The organism is Bacillus sp. DE0042, assembly GCF_007680225.1.
GTDB lineage: Bacteria > Bacillota > Bacilli > Bacillales > Bacillaceae_G > Bacillus_A > Bacillus_A wiedmannii.
Genome location: NZ_VEJP01000009.1, coordinates 137,932 through 155,932, shown reverse-complemented (window position 1 = coordinate 155,932; position 18,001 = coordinate 137,932). Strand labels below are relative to the sequence as shown.

The 18,001-nt window shown below is 35.2% G+C and carries 15 protein-coding genes; 5 read left to right on the top strand and 10 right to left on the bottom strand.

Features of this window, described 5'->3' with window-relative positions:
• Positions 1-11: 11 nt before the first annotated feature.
• Positions 12-605 carry a DedA family protein gene (locus FS802_RS26495; RefSeq protein WP_000434862.1) on the bottom strand — a complete coding sequence of 198 codons (594 nt, stop codon included), beginning with the start codon at positions 603-605 and terminating at the stop codon, positions 12-14.
• Between the two features lie 474 nt (positions 606-1,079).
• On the opposite strand from FS802_RS26495, the gene FS802_RS26490 reads away from it, so the two are divergent.
• Positions 1,080-3,842 (top strand): tetratricopeptide repeat protein, encoded by a 2,763-nt coding sequence (locus FS802_RS26490; protein ID WP_098653582.1) that lies wholly within the window; start codon positions 1,080-1,082, stop codon positions 3,840-3,842.
• A 42-nt stretch (positions 3,843-3,884) separates the two neighbouring features.
• Here FS802_RS26490 and lepB read toward each other — a convergent pair whose 3' ends face one another.
• On the bottom strand, positions 3,885-4,421 hold the full coding sequence (lepB, locus tag FS802_RS26485; protein WP_098274760.1) for a signal peptidase I: 537 nt from the start codon (positions 4,419-4,421) through the stop codon (positions 3,885-3,887).
• 188 nt (positions 4,422-4,609) lie between these two features.
• Between lepB and FS802_RS26480 the strand changes: the two genes are divergently transcribed.
• Positions 4,610-4,894, top strand: a complete 285-nt coding sequence (locus FS802_RS26480) for a hypothetical protein (RefSeq protein ID WP_141545879.1) — start codon at positions 4,610-4,612, stop codon at positions 4,892-4,894.
• Between the two features lie 55 nt (positions 4,895-4,949).
• On the opposite strand, the gene FS802_RS26475 is transcribed toward FS802_RS26480, so the two are convergent.
• Both FS802_RS26475 and FS802_RS26470 read right to left on the bottom strand, forming a co-directional pair.
• On the bottom strand, positions 4,950-5,630 hold the full coding sequence (locus tag FS802_RS26475) for a lysoplasmalogenase (RefSeq protein ID WP_046958161.1): 681 nt from the start codon (positions 5,628-5,630) through the stop codon (positions 4,950-4,952).
• 122 nt (positions 5,631-5,752) lie between these two features.
• Positions 5,753-6,703, bottom strand: a complete 951-nt coding sequence (locus FS802_RS26470; RefSeq protein WP_098653580.1) for a DMT family transporter — start codon at positions 6,701-6,703, stop codon at positions 5,753-5,755.
• A 269-nt stretch (positions 6,704-6,972) separates the two neighbouring features.
• On the opposite strand from FS802_RS26470, the gene FS802_RS26465 reads away from it, so the two are divergent.
• Positions 6,973-8,898, top strand: coding sequence for a heavy metal translocating P-type ATPase (locus tag FS802_RS26465; protein WP_098653579.1), 1,926 nt, complete (start codon positions 6,973-6,975; stop codon positions 8,896-8,898).
• Between the two features lie 184 nt (positions 8,899-9,082).
• Here FS802_RS26465 and FS802_RS26460 read toward each other — a convergent pair whose 3' ends face one another.
• Genes FS802_RS26460 through FS802_RS26450 form a run of 3 tightly spaced genes read right to left on the bottom strand, consistent with a single transcriptional unit; the run spans position 9,083 to position 10,992 of the window.
• A complete protein-coding gene (locus FS802_RS26460) occupies positions 9,083-9,952 on the bottom strand; it encodes a YihY/virulence factor BrkB family protein (protein ID WP_001226522.1) in 870 nt (289 codons plus the stop codon).
• Positions 9,953-9,958: 6 nt separating this feature from the next.
• A complete protein-coding gene (locus FS802_RS26455; RefSeq protein ID WP_016133535.1) occupies positions 9,959-10,474 on the bottom strand; it encodes a DUF4075 domain-containing protein in 516 nt (171 codons plus the stop codon).
• A gap of 53 nt (positions 10,475-10,527) precedes the next feature.
• Complete coding sequence (locus FS802_RS26450; RefSeq protein WP_098653576.1) at positions 10,528-10,992, bottom strand: low molecular weight protein-tyrosine-phosphatase; 465 nt, start codon at positions 10,990-10,992, stop codon at positions 10,528-10,530.
• 173 nt (positions 10,993-11,165) lie between these two features.
• Between FS802_RS26450 and FS802_RS26445 the strand changes: the two genes are divergently transcribed.
• Both FS802_RS26445 and FS802_RS26440 read left to right on the top strand, forming a co-directional pair.
• On the top strand, positions 11,166-11,390 hold the full coding sequence (locus tag FS802_RS26445; RefSeq protein WP_000366197.1) for a DUF1128 domain-containing protein: 225 nt from the start codon (positions 11,166-11,168) through the stop codon (positions 11,388-11,390).
• A 192-nt stretch (positions 11,391-11,582) separates the two neighbouring features.
• Complete coding sequence (locus FS802_RS26440; RefSeq protein WP_098653575.1) at positions 11,583-14,249, top strand: cation-translocating P-type ATPase; 2,667 nt, start codon at positions 11,583-11,585, stop codon at positions 14,247-14,249.
• An 82-nt stretch (positions 14,250-14,331) separates the two neighbouring features.
• Here FS802_RS26440 and FS802_RS26435 read toward each other — a convergent pair whose 3' ends face one another.
• From FS802_RS26435 to FS802_RS26425, 3 genes are all read right to left on the bottom strand, one after another.
• A complete protein-coding gene (locus FS802_RS26435; RefSeq protein WP_098707308.1) occupies positions 14,332-15,414 on the bottom strand; it encodes a toxic anion resistance protein in 1,083 nt (360 codons plus the stop codon).
• 18 nt (positions 15,415-15,432) lie between these two features.
• Positions 15,433-17,064 (bottom strand): YceG family protein, encoded by a 1,632-nt coding sequence (locus tag FS802_RS26430; protein ID WP_098653573.1) that lies wholly within the window; start codon positions 17,062-17,064, stop codon positions 15,433-15,435.
• 110 nt (positions 17,065-17,174) lie between these two features.
• A complete protein-coding gene (locus tag FS802_RS26425; RefSeq protein ID WP_064477238.1) occupies positions 17,175-17,966 on the bottom strand; it encodes a TerC family protein in 792 nt (263 codons plus the stop codon).
• Between the last annotated feature and the right edge of the window lie 35 nt (positions 17,967-18,001).

The following is an 18,001-nucleotide window of genomic DNA, read 5'->3' as shown; positions in this document are numbered from 1 at the left end:
AAAAACCGCTATTAGCGGTTTTTCTTTTTCTTTATGTAAAACCATACAATACATATAACAATTACTGAAATGAATAAAATCCATATTCCATAATGATGTAAACTATACTCAACGAAACGCCATTTCTCTCCTAACTTCCAGCCAAGTCCAATAAAAACACTTATCCAAATAAGCGCACCACCGTAAGCATACAAACAAAAACGCCAAAGTGTTAAATTCGACATCCCAGCAAAATATGCTGTTAAATGACGTACTCCCGGGATAAAGTAACCAATCATTAAAAGAAAGGGGCCATACTTTTCAAATAAAATATGCGTTTTTTCAATGTGATGTTCTTTAATTCTAATCTTCGGCCCATATTTTTTTAAAACAGGAAGTCCAAGTTTTAAACCTAATATGTAGCTTAATGTAATACCTAACATCGCACCAGCCATCCCGCTTAAAAAAGCAGCAGTTCCTGACATAACTCCTTTAGAAACGTTATAACCAACGAAGGTCAATAAAAACTCGTCTGGTATCGGTAATCCAACAATTCCACCGGCCAACGCTATAATAATTCCAAAATACCCATAATGCGCGATTAACTCGCCAATATGTTGTTCCATTTGGAAAACACATCCTATGCACGATCGTTATTCCACATTGTGCCCTTTCTATCTTTCAGACAAACATGGTATACATATTCACTATACATTGTTTTTATAATGAACTCTACTTCTATCCATTCCTTTAGCAGGAAGAAAGTGAACCATTAATCAGTGGTGATTTGCTCATCCTCACTAATTTTTAGCACACACCAATTGTGCGCCCGACTCCCGCCTACTTCCCTTGTATTCACCGATTTTTGAAGCGCTAGTCTTACTACCCGCAAATAGCCGGATTAAAAAATAAAAATTCATATGCTTGTTTTTTTGTTACAATAAAGGAAAGTTACTTTTCGCAACGGTTTAACTCTCAGGAAAAATGATATATCTAGCAAAAACATAGTTTGGTCGATATAATGCAACTTCTACCTATTAAAAGAACATACACCCTTTACATACAACATCATTTTTCTAAATTATACAGGGGGAACGAACATGACCATTGAAAATCAATTTATCCAAAAGGTTTACTATAAAACATTTTTAACAGAAGAAACTTCTACTCCAGTATCAGAAGTACTCGGTGAAGCATATATAAATGAATCTACAAATGAATTCTCCAACATTTCTAATATCCGCTTTGCCCAAGGTGAATTTTATTACCAAAATAAAGACTTTGAAGCAGCGATATTTAAATGGGAGAAAGTAAATAACGAACTTGCACTTTGGGCAACCAAAAATATTGCGGATTCTTATTTTGAACTAGGATTCTTGCCAAAAGCAGAAGAGATTTATCAATCTATTCAAACGGAAGATACAACTCTTACAATGGAAGTTTCCTTACAACTTCTTTCTCTTTACATCGAACAAGATCGTTTAGGTCTAGCATTTAAGACGATTAGTGAGGCTGTTGCATTTCAACCTGACTATCCTAATATCACTGCAATTGCTCGCTCATTCTATGAAAAACAAGAAGATTGGAATAATGCTATCGAACTTGCCGTTCAAGAAGGAATTCGAACAAAATCGTTACACTGGTTCGATACTTTAATCAATTATGTGAATCAAGGATTCACGAAACAAATCAAACCAGAATATTTCTATGAATCTTTAAAAGCTTTATATGCAATTGATCAAGTCCAATTTAAAGAACTTGTTATTGCGCTTTGGAACAGCTATCAAAATGAAAACTTACATCTACCTTGGATTCAAACAATAAATCATTTATTCTTACATATTGAAACAGACAACAATGACGATTGGCATGAAATTGTTGAACGCTATCAAGATACGTACTTTGAGTTAATTACTGGTGAGCATTTCATGCATGAAATGCAGGGACTTGTACCAGATTTATTAACCAATTGGTTTAGTTTAACGCAAGCAAAAGATGCCCTATTTGTCTCTGCTGCAGTGTTAGCATGGAATGAAGTTTCACCTACAACTTTAGAGTCATTACTCGTAAAAAGTGCTGGAGCCCTACTTTCTAATTCAACAGCTGAAACAAATGTAAATATGGAAACAGTTTCTCATTTATTCGAAACAATTGCTGTATGGGCTGAAAAAAACGATGTGGATTTAAGTCATCAATTTACGTTACTCGTTCACGAACTGTGTGATTTAAATGTTACACAATTACTAATAGCGGGAACTAGTGACCAGGATAAATCATCATTCATCAATTCAATACTAGGAGAGAACATCTTAACTGAGACTGTAACAACTCCTATTCTATTTAAAGATGATAGCCAAACTGAAATAACAGAATTCACTGCGTTAGATGTACACAATATACCTAACTTTGATGAATTCCATCAAAGAATGGCTACACCTTCCGGATCAGAACTTGAGAAAAAATGTATAGAAATTAAGTTACCAAGTAGATTTTTAAGAAAAAATAAATTCGCATTTCTTGTTACGCCACCTGTTCAAGGGCAAGTGGATAAAAACAGCTCATATTTTGAATACTTACAAGCAGCAGATAGCCTTATTTACGTATTAAATTCTGCTTCACCATTACATGGTGAAGCACTTGATACATTACTTTATTTACGGGAACAAGTGCCAAATTTACAAATTCATTTCGTATTACACACAAATAATACGACCAATAATGAAAAACTAATGAGTAAGATTAAAGTCCATTTCCCAAATGCACAGTTCTTCCCATACTCTCCTTCACAAGAGAGTAGCCAGCAACTTGGGGACGTGACAGAGTCTATTCTTTCTAATTTGGCAGAACGTAACATGGAACAAGAACGTATAGAAAAACTAATATGGTTTACTCAAAAGACAATCGCATACCTTGTAAATGAACGTGTGGAGTTAGAAAATACATTAGTGAAATCAGTACGCTGGAATAAACATATCTCAGTTAAATTAAATGGATTTATTAACAACCTTACTGCCCTTGAAAAAGATAAAATTCGTTCTATTACAGAATCTTATCTTTTAACGAAAGAAGAAATCACACGAGATATCCATTCTCAAATCCCTGAATTATTACAGAGTTGTTCTGACCTTGTTCAAGAAGATAGCGACTTCAAATTAGTTCATGAAGAATTAAATACTGCGATGAACGAACGAGTTCAAAAACATGTACAACAAGTACTTCTTCCTAAATTTACTGGTTCTATTCAAGAGTGGATTGAAACAGCTCATAATGAATTTATTCAAGCTCAATCTTATTTAGATGAAATGAGTGAAACGTTTAATAAATTATATAAAGAAGAACGCATGAAACTTCCTTGTGATTTCAAATTACTAGATGATTGGCATCGAGATGTTGTACGCATGACAAATAGAATTACAGTAACGAACATCAATATTTTATTACGCTTTACACCGACACAATTTTTCTTAAAGAGTGCGGGAAAACTATTTGGTAACATGCAAAAAAATCAGTCTATGCTCGCAAACAAATATAAACAATACATTGAAACGGAAGACTATACGGAAATTGCTCAAACAATCTCAAAACAATTCTTCCTTCAATTTGAAGTATTTGAAGGCGCATTAGAACGAGATATCATGATGTTCTTTAAAGATCCACTTAGCATATTGAAACAAAATGTAGAAGCAGCTCAACTTGAAATACAGGAAGACGAGCAAACATTAACAACATTAAGAAGCAACCCAGAAACTTATCACGATCCGTTAGCATTCTTTAAACTGCAACTATTGCAGCACAAATTCGTTTTAAGTACAAACAAAAACAATGAAGACGTCTATGAATTTAATGAGTCTCCTACGATTTAACATAAAAAACCAAGCAAATTTCAGTTTGCTTGGTTTTTTACTTTAATTCATTATTTTCATATGTTCAAATGGATAATAAATTGCCGCTAATTCTCCTAATACATCTTCTCTATCAATAAGTCCCAAACCATTTCTACTATCTCTGCTTATTAGGCGATTATCTCCCATAACAAAAATCTTATTTTTAGGAACTGTAATCGGTCCAAAGTCCTCTGTTAAATTCATAAGTTTTTTTTCAGCTTGTTTTTTATTACTATACAAATAAGCTTCCTGTGTCACTTCATGATTCACATATAATTGATCATTTCTCACCTCGATTACATCGCCAGGCAAACCAATAACCCTTTTCACATAAAAATTATCCGTCTTCACAACAATAATATCTTCTCTCCCATAACTTTCAAACTGCTTTGCTAACTTATTAACAATCAGCTTATCCCCATCTTGTAACGTCGGCTTCATGGACGCTCCTTTTACAGTCGTAGGAAAAAACACAAAAATTTTCGCTAAAAACACTAACAAACATGCAATTGCAATTGTTCCAAAGAATTCACGCAAACGTTTTTTCTTTTGCATCATTCCACCATCTCATCATCTTTTTACTTTTATTATAAGGACTTCAACTGTGTGATTTCCACAAAATTCTGAATTATAAAATTGTAATATTACAAACTTTTAAATAATAATATTCAAAAATATATTATTTAAATATAATATATTTCGAGTTTATTATTTTATATTTTTATTTACTTAAGAGGACTTTTTCTATGAAAGTTATGCTTAAAAATGAAAATACCGGCCAAATTAAACAAGCAAAAATTGGTTTTAGTTGGACTGTATTTTTCTTTCGTTTCTTCCCTGCTATATTCCGTGGAGATTGGAAATGGTTTTTAATTATTTTAATCGCTAGCATGTTTACGTTCAGATTCTCTAACCTAGTCTTCTGCTTTATTTACAACAAGCTTTACATCAATGATTTATTAGCTCAAGGTTATAAAGCAGCTGATAAATATAGCCTTTCTGCTCTACAACAAAAAAACATCGTAGCATAGTAACAAAAAAAGATACTCTCAAAATAGTCTATCCACTATTTTTGAGAGTATCTTTTTATATTCCCACATATACAATACACATTTGAGCCGCTACATATGTAAACCAAATCCAAAGTGGTTCATACTTTAATTTGCGCCCTCCAATATCTGTCACGCCTATAATAAAATCAGAAATCACAAATAGTAAACCACCAAAAGCCGGTATCCACCATATTCCTGTATTCTCATAGTATAGGGCGAATGCAAAGCAAGCCATTCCTCCAACCCACAATCCGTAAATTAGAGCTCCTATCGTAAACAATTTATCTTGTTTATCATTTCGTATAAAAAAGAACCATCCTATAATTAGAAAGAGTCCGTATACGAGTAAACCAATCCAAAAACCATTCCATGAGATGCCTGTTTGCAAAAATGCTTTTACATAAAAACAATGCGCAAGCGCGAAAGTAATCATCCCTCCAATTAATCGATGACCAATTGGAATCAAACCTGCCATAAATAAATCTCCTACAGTTGATAACGTCATACCTAGTGCAACCCACGTACTATACGCTACTGATGGATCTTGTAACCATATCCAAATTGCACTCCCTGTTAAAGAAAAACTAAGAATAAGACGCACCGCTAAAGGTAACGGCATATTATTTCTTGTTTTTTTTGTCTGTCCTATTGCGTACATTGCACCAATTAAAAAAAGAATTATTTGTCCAATTAACACCATGTAAAGTAGATTCATAACATGTTCTCCTCAATAAATGCTTTTTGTATCTTTTTTCGTTACACCTAGTCTATTATCCTTTTTCTATATAAAAAAAGAAGAACAGTACTGTTCTTCCATTGTAATCGTTTTCCTGTTATCTATGCTACTTGTTTTTCGTTCGCCCTTTTCTGCTTAGCTGTCGTCCGATTCACCACGATAATTCCCGCGGCTACACATGCCAAACCGAATAATACAAATGAATGAATTGCTTCTCCTAAAAACATGCTCGATAATAACACACCAAATACGGGTATAAAGAACATGTACATTGATACTTTTCCAACCTTGTTATACTTCATAATTGTATTCCAAATGCAAAAGCCTGCTGCGGATAAGAAAGATAAATAGATAAGCATAAATATTGCATGTACACTAAATGTAAATGGCATTACTCCAACTTGCAGAGCTCCTATACATAATAGCCCTATAGAACCAAAAATCATTTGATATGCTGTCATATAGCCAACATCTAATGTTTTGCTACCTTCTTTCGCCAATATGTTTCCATATGAATACAACATTGCTGCACTAAGAAGTAATAAGCTACCGATTCCGAAATGGAATGACAAACTACCATCACTCGGTACATTTACTAAAATGACACCACAAAAGCCGATAGAGACCCCAATTATTTTTCTCATATTGAGAGCGTCATCTTTATATAAAAAGTGAGCGAGTAAAATTTGAAAGAATGATGATGTTCCTGAAATGATAGCTCCCTCAATACCAGAACTATAACTCATTCCAATATAAAAACATATATATTGAAGAAATGTTTGAAATAAACCAATTTGTACTAACTGCTTCCCCGTTCCTTTTTTGAAGCTCATATCTTTTCCTAACACTTTAAAGAATAATAAGAGCATGACTCCAGATAAAAAGAAACGATAACCAGCAAATAATATTTGCTCCCCAACTTCTTGTGGCTGAATTCCAAGTTCAGCATAACTTAATTTAATAAATGGGAATGCGCTCCCCCACAAAAAAGTCGCTACTATTGCAGCAATTAGTACGCCAATCGGATGGGTAAAAAATTTCTCTGTCTTCACTTGTTGTCTTCCTTTCCGATCTTTTTATGAACAATATTCATATATACCAAAGGAAGTGTGAAAACACAAGTTTTCAGTTTATACGCAAACAAAACATATCATCTAACGAAAACATATGCTATACTATAGAATAATTACAACATAATAACTATTAAAATCAGATTCAACAGAAATGCTGCTATCCATTATGGATGGCAGCTTTCGTCGTTTTATAGGGGTTTCGATTTTGATTCTTTTTCTCAATAAGAATTTGGAAGGAGCGAGTAGTAATGAACTCAGAAGTAAAAACATTACAAGTACAAAAGTCTATTTCTCATCCCTCTTTATGGGATACATTAACGAAACATCATGAACTTATATTTGCAATCGCATCTGGTATTTTCATTTTAGCTGGTTGGTTATTCACAAAGAACGATGCAATGAATGTAGGCATTACTTGCTATATCCTTGCTTATATAGTTGGTGGATATGCAAAAGCGAAAGAAGGTATTGAAGATACCATTGAAGAGAAAGAGCTAAATGTCGAAATGCTCATGCTCTTTGCTGCTATCGGTGCTGCAATCATTGGCTACTGGGCAGAAGGTGCAATTTTAATCTTTATCTTCGCACTAAGCGGTGCGATGGAATCTTATACATTAAGTAAAAGTCAAAAAGAAATTTCAGCGCTTCTTGATTTACAACCTGAAGAAGCATTACGTATTTCAAATGGACCCGAAGAACGTGTTCCTGTTGGACGATTACAAATTAACGACATTATTTTAATTAAGCCAGGTGAGCGCGTTCCTGCTGACGGTACGATTCATAACGGTGAAACAAATATCGATGAAGCAGCAATTACTGGAGAACCTATTCCAAATGAAAAAAAGCATGGCGATGAAGTATTTGCCGGTACCGTAAATTTACGCGGTGCTATCGAAGTTAAAATTACGAAGCCGAGCGATCAAACATTATTCCAAAAGATTATCCGTCTCGTCCAAAGTGCACAAAGTGAAAAATCACCATCACAACTATTCATCGAAAAGTTTGAAGGAACATACGTAAAAGGTGTACTACTCGTTGTTGCGCTTATGATGTTCGTCCCTCATTTCTTACTTGACTGGAGCTGGAATGAAACGTTTTATCGCGCTATGATCTTACTTGTAGTCGCATCTCCTTGTGCACTCGTTGCTGCCATTACACCAGCAACATTGTCTGCAATTTCTAACGGAGCAAGAAATGGAATTCTCTTTAAAGGTGGCATACATTTAGAACGCCTCGCTTCAGTAAAAGCGATCGCCTTTGATAAAACAGGAACATTAACAGAAGGAAAACCTACCGTAACAGATGTATATGTTCGAGAAAGTATGACAGAAAAAGAAGTACTTTCTATTACAGCATCAATTGAAAGTCACTCTACACACCCTTTAGCTGAATCTATCGTTAAATATGCACAACATGCGTATGACGTTGCATTAAAAAAACCAGAAAATGTTGAAGATGTAACTGGTTTTGGACTCAAAGGAATATTTGAAAACAAAGCTTATAAAATAGGTAAAGCTGATTTTATCGGTGAAGAAACAAAGACATTTCATAATGGTATTTCTGCCTCCCTTGAAAAAGAAGGTAAAACTGTCGTTTATATTAGTGATGAGAGAGGCATTCTTGGACTTATCGCTTTAAAAGATACGCTTCGCCAAGAAACAATAGCTGCTATTCGTGAATTACAAAGCATTGGTGTCGAAGCAATTATGATTACTGGAGATAATGAAGAAACGGCAAAAGCAATTGCCTCTGAAAGTAATATAAAGGAATATTACGCATCATGCTTACCAGAAACAAAAGTTGAAACGATTAAAAAGCTAAAAGAAAAATACGGGACAGTAGCAATGGTCGGAGATGGTATAAATGATGCTCCTGCACTCGCTACTGCCAGCATTGGTGTAGCAATGGGTGAAGGAACAGACGTAGCTTTAGAGACTGCAGACGTTGTACTTATGAAAAACGAATTATCTCGCCTTTCCCAAGCAATCCGCTTATCAAAACGAATGAACCGTATTGTAAAGCAAAACGTAATCTTTTCACTAGCTGTAATTGCAATGCTGATTTGTTCAAACTTCTTGCAATTTTTAGCTCTTCCATTCGGTGTGATTGGGCATGAAGGAAGTACGATTCTTGTCATTTTAAATGGATTACGATTATTAAAAGGAAACAAATAAAAACGGGTCCCTCATAGAGGACCCGTTTTTTTAATGGTAGCTATTATGCCCATTCGCACTACTACTCGTTTTATGCTTTGGATGCGAACTGCTCTTTTGTTTATTGTTATTTTTGTTGTTGTGGTTCTTTTTATTATTACTCATGAAATATCCCCCCTGTTCCCTATTATTATGGAACAAGAGGTCATTTTTCATTACGGGAATTATTGTCACCCGTCCTATAATGATGGAGTAAACCATTAATTTCACCGCCAAGTAAAATTACCCATCCAGTTAAGTAAAACCATAACATTAAAATAATGATACCACCGAGACCACCATATGTATTGGCGTAATTCGCAAACTTATCTACATAATAAGCAAATGAGTACGATACCACAATCCATCCTACAGTAGCAAATGTTGCTCCTGAAATGACTTCTCTTCTTTTTAACTTTCGATCTGGTGCAAATGTATATAAGAAACTAAACAAGGCAAATAGTACGAAGAAACTCGCTACTAAGCGTGTAATGCTCCATACGAAAGAGAAACTATCTGATAAACCGAGTGCTTTAAACACCGCTGCTCCAATAACTTGTCCGAATACCGGGACAATTAAAGCAAAGACAATCATAAAAATGATAGCTAATGTAAACACAATTGATAACGCTCTTGTTGTAATAAAAGAACGTGTTTCTTTCACGTCATAGGCGCGGTTAAAAGCATTCATAACCGCATTAACACCATTTGAGGCAAACCATAACATGGATAATAAACCAAATGATAATAAACCACCATTTTGCTGATTTACAACTTTATCTACATTTACCTCAATTAAGTTCATTGCATCATCTGGTACATAAACCTCTAATAAACTAAGCACATCCTCTGTTTGAATGGGAATAAATCCAAGAAGCGTAATTAAGAAAACGAGCCCAGGAAAAATTGCAAGCAAGAAGAAATAAGCGAGCTGTGCTGCCAAGCCCGCTACATCATCGCGCATCGTTCGGTCATATAAGTCTTTACCAAACGAATAAGTACGATGTCTCCTCACCTTTTCTAAAATTTTTCTCATATATATTTAAACGCTTTTCTTCTCTTCTTTATCTTGCTTCAACTCAATGTACGCTTCAGTTTTTTTTTCCTCTACATTTGAGTCTTTCATAAATAGTTCACGCGCTTCTTTCATACCGCCATCTTCAGCAACTACTGGCTCTTCTTCTGCTTTCAGCTCATCTACCTTTGAAGATACAGCTTGAATTTCAATCGTTTCTGGCTTCTCTGCTGGCTCAACCTTTTTCTTACTAAAAATTTCTTTCGTTTCTTTTAACGTCTCTACAACAGACGGCGTCAATTTTTTAATTTCTGCTACTTTCGCTTTTACTACATTGAAGTCAGCGAGTTCGCGTCCTTTATCTGTAACAGTTTGCACTTTTTCTTTTATCTTCGCATTTTCACCGATTTCAATCATCTTTGTTTTTGCTTTTTCCGCAGTATTTTTTACTTTTTCACGGTTTTCCTTCTTCAACATAGATACAGCTACACCTGCAGCTACACCAATCGCAATGTTTCGAGCAATATTATTTTTCTTTGCCATATTCCTTCACCCTTTCATTTCTTATATTAGAAAGTATTTCTTTCTAAGCTTCCTCATATTCCTTGTTCATTTCGAATGAAAGCTAATAGCTTTGCACACCCTTCTGTTACAAGGTCATATACTTCTTGGAAATTCCCTGTATAGTAAGGGTCGGGAACGTCTGTCCAGCCACCGTCTGGAACAAAATCGGACAGTCTACCAATATAGCCTCCAGTTTTACCTAAACTTTTTAAATCTGCTATATTCCTGTTGTCCATGGCAATAATATAATCAAACTTTGTTAAGTCTTCTTTTTCTACCTGCCTTGCTTTAATTCCTTCAAAAGTGACTGCATTTTCTTTTAAAATTTTTTGTGTTCCTTTATGTGGCGGATGGCCAACATGCCAATCTCCAGTTCCTGCAGAATCAATGACAATTTTCTCCTCGAGTCCCTCTTTTACGACAAGATCTCGAAAAATTGCTTCTGCCATCGGTGAACGGCAAATGTTCCCAAGACAAACAAACAATACTTGAACCATATTTTTGTTCTTCCCTTCTTGGTGCATTTCTTTATATATACTTATAGTATAAACAACCAATTATTAATTATAAAGGAAATCCCTACTAATTTAATAGGATTGAAAAGATTCATTAACGAAAATGATAAAAAATGTTAAGATATCCTTATGTTATTTTAAAGGGGGACACTTCGGTGGATTTATCCGTAAAGTCAGAAGAAAACGTTGAATATATGGTCGAAGCTATTAAAGAAAAATTACGTATGGTTAATGCTGGAGCGATGAGAGCTGCTAGCTTTAATGAAGAAATGTACGAAGACTTACGTGACATTTATGAGCATGTTATGAAACGTGAAACATTCAGCATCAGTGAAATGCAAGCTATTACAGAAGAATTAGGTACATTAATTAAAAAGTAAAAAAAGCCTCGTTTATATGAGGCTTTTTTTATTTCCAACAAATTCATGACAACTTTTCTCTTTCCCTCAACCAACTGTAAAATACTGTACAATGGAAGTAGAACCTCACCTTAGATTTTTTCTCCATACATACTACTCACAAATAATAGCAACACTACCATTGCTAACTGTTTTTACTGGAGGTGCTTACTTATGAGCAATTGGTACAGTAAGACGAAAGATCAAACATTAATCGACTTAGAAACAAACGAACAACACGGTTTAACAGATGAAATCGTAAATCAACGTTTAAAGCAATACGGTTCTAATGAATTAGCTACAAAACAAAAACGCACGTTATGGCAGCGTATTTTCGCCCAAATTAATGACGTCCTCGTATATGTCCTTATTATTGCTGCCCTTATTTCTGCCTTTGTAGGTGAATGGGCTGATGCAAGTATTATCGCGCTCGTTGTAGTTTTAAACGCTGTTATCGGTGTCATCCAAGAATCGAAAGCAGAACAAGCTTTAGAGGCATTGAAAAAGATGGCGACACCTAAAGCTATCGTCAAGCGAGATGGTGAACTAAAAGAAATTCCATCTGAACAAGTCGTTCCAGGTGATATTGTCATGCTGGATGCAGGACGTTATATCCCATGTGATTTGCGACTTATTGAAACCGCAAATTTAAAAGTTGAAGAATCTGCTCTAACTGGTGAATCTGTCCCTGTTGATAAAGATGCAATTTACCACCCTTCTATGCAAAGTGATGAGCAAGTACCATTAGGCGATCAAAAAAATATGGCCTTTATGTCGACACTAGTAACATATGGGCGCGGAGTCGGTGTCGCTGTTGAAACTGGAATGAACTCACAAATTGGTAAGATTGCTACCCTTTTACATGAAGCCGACGATGATATGACACCACTTCAAAAGAGCTTAGCACAAGTCGGTAAGTATTTAGGCTTTGTTGCTGTATCTATTTGCGTCATTATGTTTATCATCGGTTTTTTACAAGGACGAGATACGTTAGAAATGTTTATGACTGCTATTAGTTTAGCCGTTGCAGCTATTCCAGAAGGCTTGCCGGCTATTGTTTCCATCGTTCTTGCAATTGGTGTGCAGCGAATGATTAAACAAAATGTTATCATTCGTAAACTACCAGCTGTCGAAGCTCTCGGTTCTGTCACAATTATTTGTTCAGATAAAACAGGTACGTTAACGCAAAATAAAATGACCGTTACTCACTTTTATAGTGATAACACATACGACCACTTAGAAAACTTAAATGTAAATAATGATGTACAACGTCTATTGTTAGAAAATATGGTGCTATGCAACGATGCTTCTTACAGTTCCGACTCACAAACAGGGGACCCTACAGAAATTGCCCTTCTTGTTGCTGGAAACACTTTTAACATGCAAAAAGATCATTTAGAAAAGATACATGAACGCGTTAACGAGCTGCCTTTCGATTCAGACCGTAAAATGATGTCAACTGTTCATACATACGATGACAGCTACTATAGCATGACGAAAGGTGCTATTGATAAACTCTTACCTCGATGTACCCACATATTTAAAAACGGTAAAATCGAGGTTCTAACAGATGCTGATAAAAATCAAATATTAGAAGCTGCCGGGGCAATGTCTCAAGAGGCTTTAAGAGTACTTTCATTCGCATTTAAACAATACAATTCAAACGATGTGATTATAGATCATCTCGAAGAAAATCTCATCTTTATTGGTCTTGTCGGTATGATTGATCCACCGCGAACTGAAGTAAAAGATTCCATTACAGAATGTAAAAAAGCCGGTATTCGCACAGTTATGATTACTGGTGACCATAAAGATACCGCCTTTGCAATTGCCAAAGAACTTGGTATTGCCAAAGAAATATCTGAAATTATGATTGGAACTGAATTAGATAACATCCCAGATACAGAACTAGCAAATAAAATTAATCACTTAAATGTATTTGCCAGAGTCTCTCCAGAGCATAAAGTAAAGATTGTAAAAGCATTACGTGCAAAAGGAAATATCGTTTCTATGACTGGTGATGGTGTCAATGATGCTCCATCTTTAAAGCAGGCTGATGTTGGCGTAGCGATGGGCATTACAGGAACAGACGTTGCAAAAGGGGCAGCGGATGTAGTGTTAACAGATGATAATTTCTCATCTATCGTGAAAGCTGTTGAGGAAGGTAGAAATATTTATCGTAACATAAAAAAATCAATTCTCTTCCTACTCTCTTGTAACTTTGGAGAAATTATCGCTTTATTTTTAGCTATTTTACTCGGTTGGGCAACACCACTACGACCTATTCACATTTTGTGGGTCAATTTAATTACAGATACACTGCCTGCATTATCACTTGGGGTTGATCCTGAAGATCCAGATGTGATGAAAGAAAAACCACGACATGCGAAAGAAAGCTTGTTTAGTGGTAGCGTTCCTTTTCTTATTTTCAATGGGGCTGTCATTGGACTTTTAACGTTAGCAGCCTTTATCGCCGGGGCAAAATTCTATACCGGAGATACAAATTTATTTCCTCTTTTCCCAGAGAAAATTGATGAAGATGCCCTATTACACGCTCAAACGATGGCATTTGTCGTTCTTAGTTTTTCTCAGCTCGTTCATTCATTTAACTTACGTTCAAGAACGAAATCCATTTTTTCAATTGGGATCTTTACAAATAAATATTTAGTCTTCTCCCTTCTTATCGGTGTTCTTATGCAAGTGTGTATTATCTCCATTCCACCTCTTGCAAATATATTCGGTGTACATGCATTAACGATGCGAGATTGGGGATTTGTTCTCTTATTAAGTATCATTCCACTTGTTGTGAATGAGATCATTAAATTAGTAAAGAGAAACTAAAAGGCAATGAGGATTATTCCTCATTGCCTTTTCATTTATTTCACTATTTGCGGGAGATGTCCCTACTGATTAAAGTTTCACTTTATCCTTGTAATTCTTTTTTTATGTTCTCTGTTAACGTAGCCATACGCTTGCGGCTTTCTTCACGCTCACGTTTATTTTGCTCTTCAATTTGTTGTGTTTCTTGCATACCTCTTGAAATAATGTTCCAAGTTTCCTCAAGTGTTTCCATCTTAATACTAGAAGAACCTGATAATCTCGCTACTTCCACACTTTGCGTTGCGATATTTTGTGCATTTTTCTTAAGTAATTCATTTGTGCGGCGATCAAGTTCAGCCATAGAATCTGCAACAAGCTTTTGACGTTTCGCATTTACCGCTTGAATAATACCATTTTTAAAGATAGGAATCGTTGTAATAAATGCTGTATTGATTTTACCAATTAATTTATTATTACCACGTTGAATCATACGAATTTGTGGTGCTGTAAGTAACGCAACCATACGTGCTTTTTCTAAATCATCAATACGCTGTTCTAAAATTTCAACAGAGTTTTTAAGTGACTCTAATTCAATACCTGCTAATTGGTCATTGTTGCGTACGCGCTCTTCGTACATTGGAACCAACTCTGTATTTAAACGCTCTAATAACATTTCTCCTGCTACTACATACTTTTCTAAGTCTAAATAATATTTTAAATTTTGCTCATATAAACCATCTAACGTACCGATTGATTTTTTCATTTCATCTTGATACTTTGTAATTTCTACGTATACTTTATCCATTTCGCGACCCATTGTTTGGTACTTACTAAAGATCTGTTCAATCATTTTATCAGCTTTTTTGAACATACGTGAGAAGAAACCGCTTTTCTCTTCCGCAAAGTCTTTGCTATCGAATCTGTCCATAATTTTACCAAGCTGTTTTAATAATTCTCCGGAGTCTTCTATTTTTGATAAAGACATTGTATGTAAAATTTGATCAGCGAAACGTGAAATTTCCATAGATGGTTCTTTTCCAAGCTCGATTAATTCTAACTGATCTTTAATATCTACTGCATTATAAATACGTTGTACATCCGCATCTTGTCTAAGTTGCAAGCGAACATCTTGTGCTGTTTGCTCATTTAATTCTGTTTTCGAATCTAGTACGACTGGGTTATTCATATGTTATTCTCCCTTTCCTTATAAAAATGGACGAAATAGTCCTTTTATTGTTTGTGATAAATTTTTATAGGCTGATGAACCATGAAACTCAAGATCGAAATTAACTTCTTCAAGCCAATGTGAATCAAATGCTGCTGCATCAATATACGGTTCAATATCATTTCGTCCCGTTGGATTGAAGTGGAATACATCTACTCCTATTTGATTTAAAAATAGTAATAAAACAGCATCAGAACGGCTTAATTCTCCGCTCTTCTCATTATTAAATATAACAATTTTAGGTACTTCTTGCGAGTAATCAAATTTCTCAAGTTGCTCTAAAATGTTCGGTGGTATTTGAGAAAGCTGTGCGAAAACATACAGTGCTACATCTTGTTTCGTCTCTTTCGCAATGGGTTTACACATTTCACTTTCGCACGTATGGATGATCGCCTCTGCAATACCATGCTGCAATCCTTCTGGCAAACGTTTATGTGGCCACCAATGACTGTTCATAATTAAATCTGGATGTAATTTCCCACCGCGGTCTAAAGCATCTCGGTAATGATATTGGAAATTTGCTTTTTGTTCTTTCGTAAACGGGAATGTATTAATTAATAAACTGTTATCAAATGATGTAACAGCCTTTAATCGCTGAAAATACTCTTTATCATTTTTTGAAACACCTGATATTTTCGCAAATAAAGAAGGGATATAAATGTGTTTATTTTCAACAAAGAATGTTGGACGCACAAATGCCTTTTCTTTCGTAATTAAAAAGAGTTCATCATACGTTGTTTTGAGCGTACGAGCTACAGGCGTATAGGAACGAAATTGCCATGGCTTGTACAGCAGTGAGTTATCATGGTGAAGTACTTGTTCAATTTCTTTTGAAGCCTGATACGCTACTGTCGCAACTCGCTCACGGCGGCGATCTGGAAATGGCTCAAGAGAAATCCGACCTGGATGAGACACAACAAAACTTCTTCCTTCCTCATCAACATTCTCAAATCCATCTTTTCCTTCTGGGTGATAATAAAGTACATCGCAACCGAGCATAATAAGAAAGTATAAGAAATATATACGGCTTTCCTGTGCATCACCGTACCAAATAATGCGCGGCATTTGTTTCTTATAATTAATCGTAGAGAACCACTTCGCTACGTAATTGTCACTTAACTTAATCATATCGATTAAGAAACGACGGAATCCTTCTGTTTTTAATGATTGGTTATGTTGTTTTTCATACAATTTCAATACAGAAATAAACGTCGTATGTATATAATGCTGTAAGTCAGGATTGTCTACTTGTGGTAATAGTTGTTTTCCAGACAGATGGGCGACAAGCCTATTTACTGTAAGGCCATTCGGTGCTTCTTGATGTAATGTAAAAACCTCTTGAATATGGCGCAGTTTTTCGGGATCAATCACCTTATTTAAATTTTGTTCATGCAAAACCACAATCCCTTTTACTTCACTATAATCAAATAGCTCATTGAAATATTCATCTACATCATTAGGAACACCAAGAATACGAGTTGCTATATAACTAAACTTCATCTCATTCTCTGTCAGTTCATATTGTGGGCGTTTTTCTAAAAGCGCTTCAAATTGCTTTAAATCTGATTCGTCTTTTAATGCACATGGTTGAAGTGTAAAACGTGAAAACACAACAGTTCACCTCCAAAAACATTTACTTTTTTTATAAAGTCTCTCTTCTATTATAAACTATTTTTAGTTATAAAAAATGGGCGCTCGCATAACGAGCAAACCCATTTCAATTATTTATGATTATTTTTAGTAGCTGCAACTTCTTCTTTAGCTTGTCCAGAATTCTTCATGTAGTGAAGTATAAACGTTGCTCCAAATGCTACAACTAAAATAATAAAGAATAGCGTATGGCTTACTTCAATATGAATAACAGACAATAACATTTTTGCTGCAATAATTAAGATTAAAATATATGCTGTCGTTTCAAGTTCTGGAATACGCTCTAACAATTTTAAGAATACGCCAGCGATACCGCGCATCATTAAAATACCAAGCATTCCGCCTAATAATAGAATCCAAACTTGATTTGATACACCAAATGCAGCAAGTACGCTATCTACAGAGAACGCGATATCCATTAATTCAACCATCGCAACTGTTCCCCAAAAGACACCAAACATTCTGAAGAGAATACTGTTTTGGTTCATACCATGAGCTTCCTCTTCTTCTGCGTTACCTTTTCTTTTGTCAATGAAGTATTTAACCGAAAGCCAAGCTAAGTAAAGTGCACCTAACACTTTTACCCACGCTAATTTAATTAAGAACATTCCAATTCCAATCGCAATAAAACGGAATACATAAGCTCCAATAAGTCCATAGAATAATGCTTTTTTACGCTTTTCTTCCGGAAGGTGCTTTACCATTACCGCTAATACAAGTGCGTTATCAGCAGATAACAACCCTTCAAGTACAACAAGTGTACCTATTAATCCCCAAGATACTGGATCTTGCAACACTCTAATCCACATGTCCAAGTCGAAAAACTGAGCATACGTATCAAGGATTCCTTGCAAAATACTCATCTTACCTTTATCCCCTATTCTTTGCTAGATTTATA

Coding starts and splice junctions, on each gene's coding strand:
- FS802_RS26460 (WP_001226522.1), bottom strand. CDS start 9,952: ATGAGAAAAATTTTAGAAAAGGTGAGGAGACATCGTACTTATTCGTTT.
- FS802_RS26465 (WP_098653579.1), top strand. CDS start 6,973: ATGAACTCAGAAGTAAAAACATTACAAGTACAAAAGTCTATTTCTCAT.
- FS802_RS26475 (WP_046958161.1), bottom strand. CDS start 5,630: ATGAATCTACTTTACATGGTGTTAATTGGACAAATAATTCTTTTTTTA.
- lepB (WP_098274760.1), bottom strand. CDS start 4,421: ATGATGCAAAAGAAAAAACGTTTGCGTGAATTCTTTGGAACAATTGCA.
- FS802_RS26495 (WP_000434862.1), bottom strand. CDS start 605: ATGGAACAACATATTGGCGAGTTAATCGCGCATTATGGGTATTTTGGA.
- FS802_RS26425 (WP_064477238.1), bottom strand. CDS start 17,966: ATGAGTATTTTGCAAGGAATCCTTGATACGTATGCTCAGTTTTTCGAC.
- FS802_RS26440 (WP_098653575.1), top strand. CDS start 11,583: ATGAGCAATTGGTACAGTAAGACGAAAGATCAAACATTAATCGACTTA.
- FS802_RS26480 (WP_141545879.1), top strand. CDS start 4,610: ATGAAAGTTATGCTTAAAAATGAAAATACCGGCCAAATTAAACAAGCA.
- FS802_RS26490 (WP_098653582.1), top strand. CDS start 1,080: ATGACCATTGAAAATCAATTTATCCAAAAGGTTTACTATAAAACATTT.
- FS802_RS26455 (WP_016133535.1), bottom strand. CDS start 10,474: ATGGCAAAGAAAAATAATATTGCTCGAAACATTGCGATTGGTGTAGCT.
- FS802_RS26450 (WP_098653576.1), bottom strand. CDS start 10,992: ATGGTTCAAGTATTGTTTGTTTGTCTTGGGAACATTTGCCGTTCACCG.
- FS802_RS26435 (WP_098707308.1), bottom strand. CDS start 15,414: ATGAATAACCCAGTCGTACTAGATTCGAAAACAGAATTAAATGAGCAA.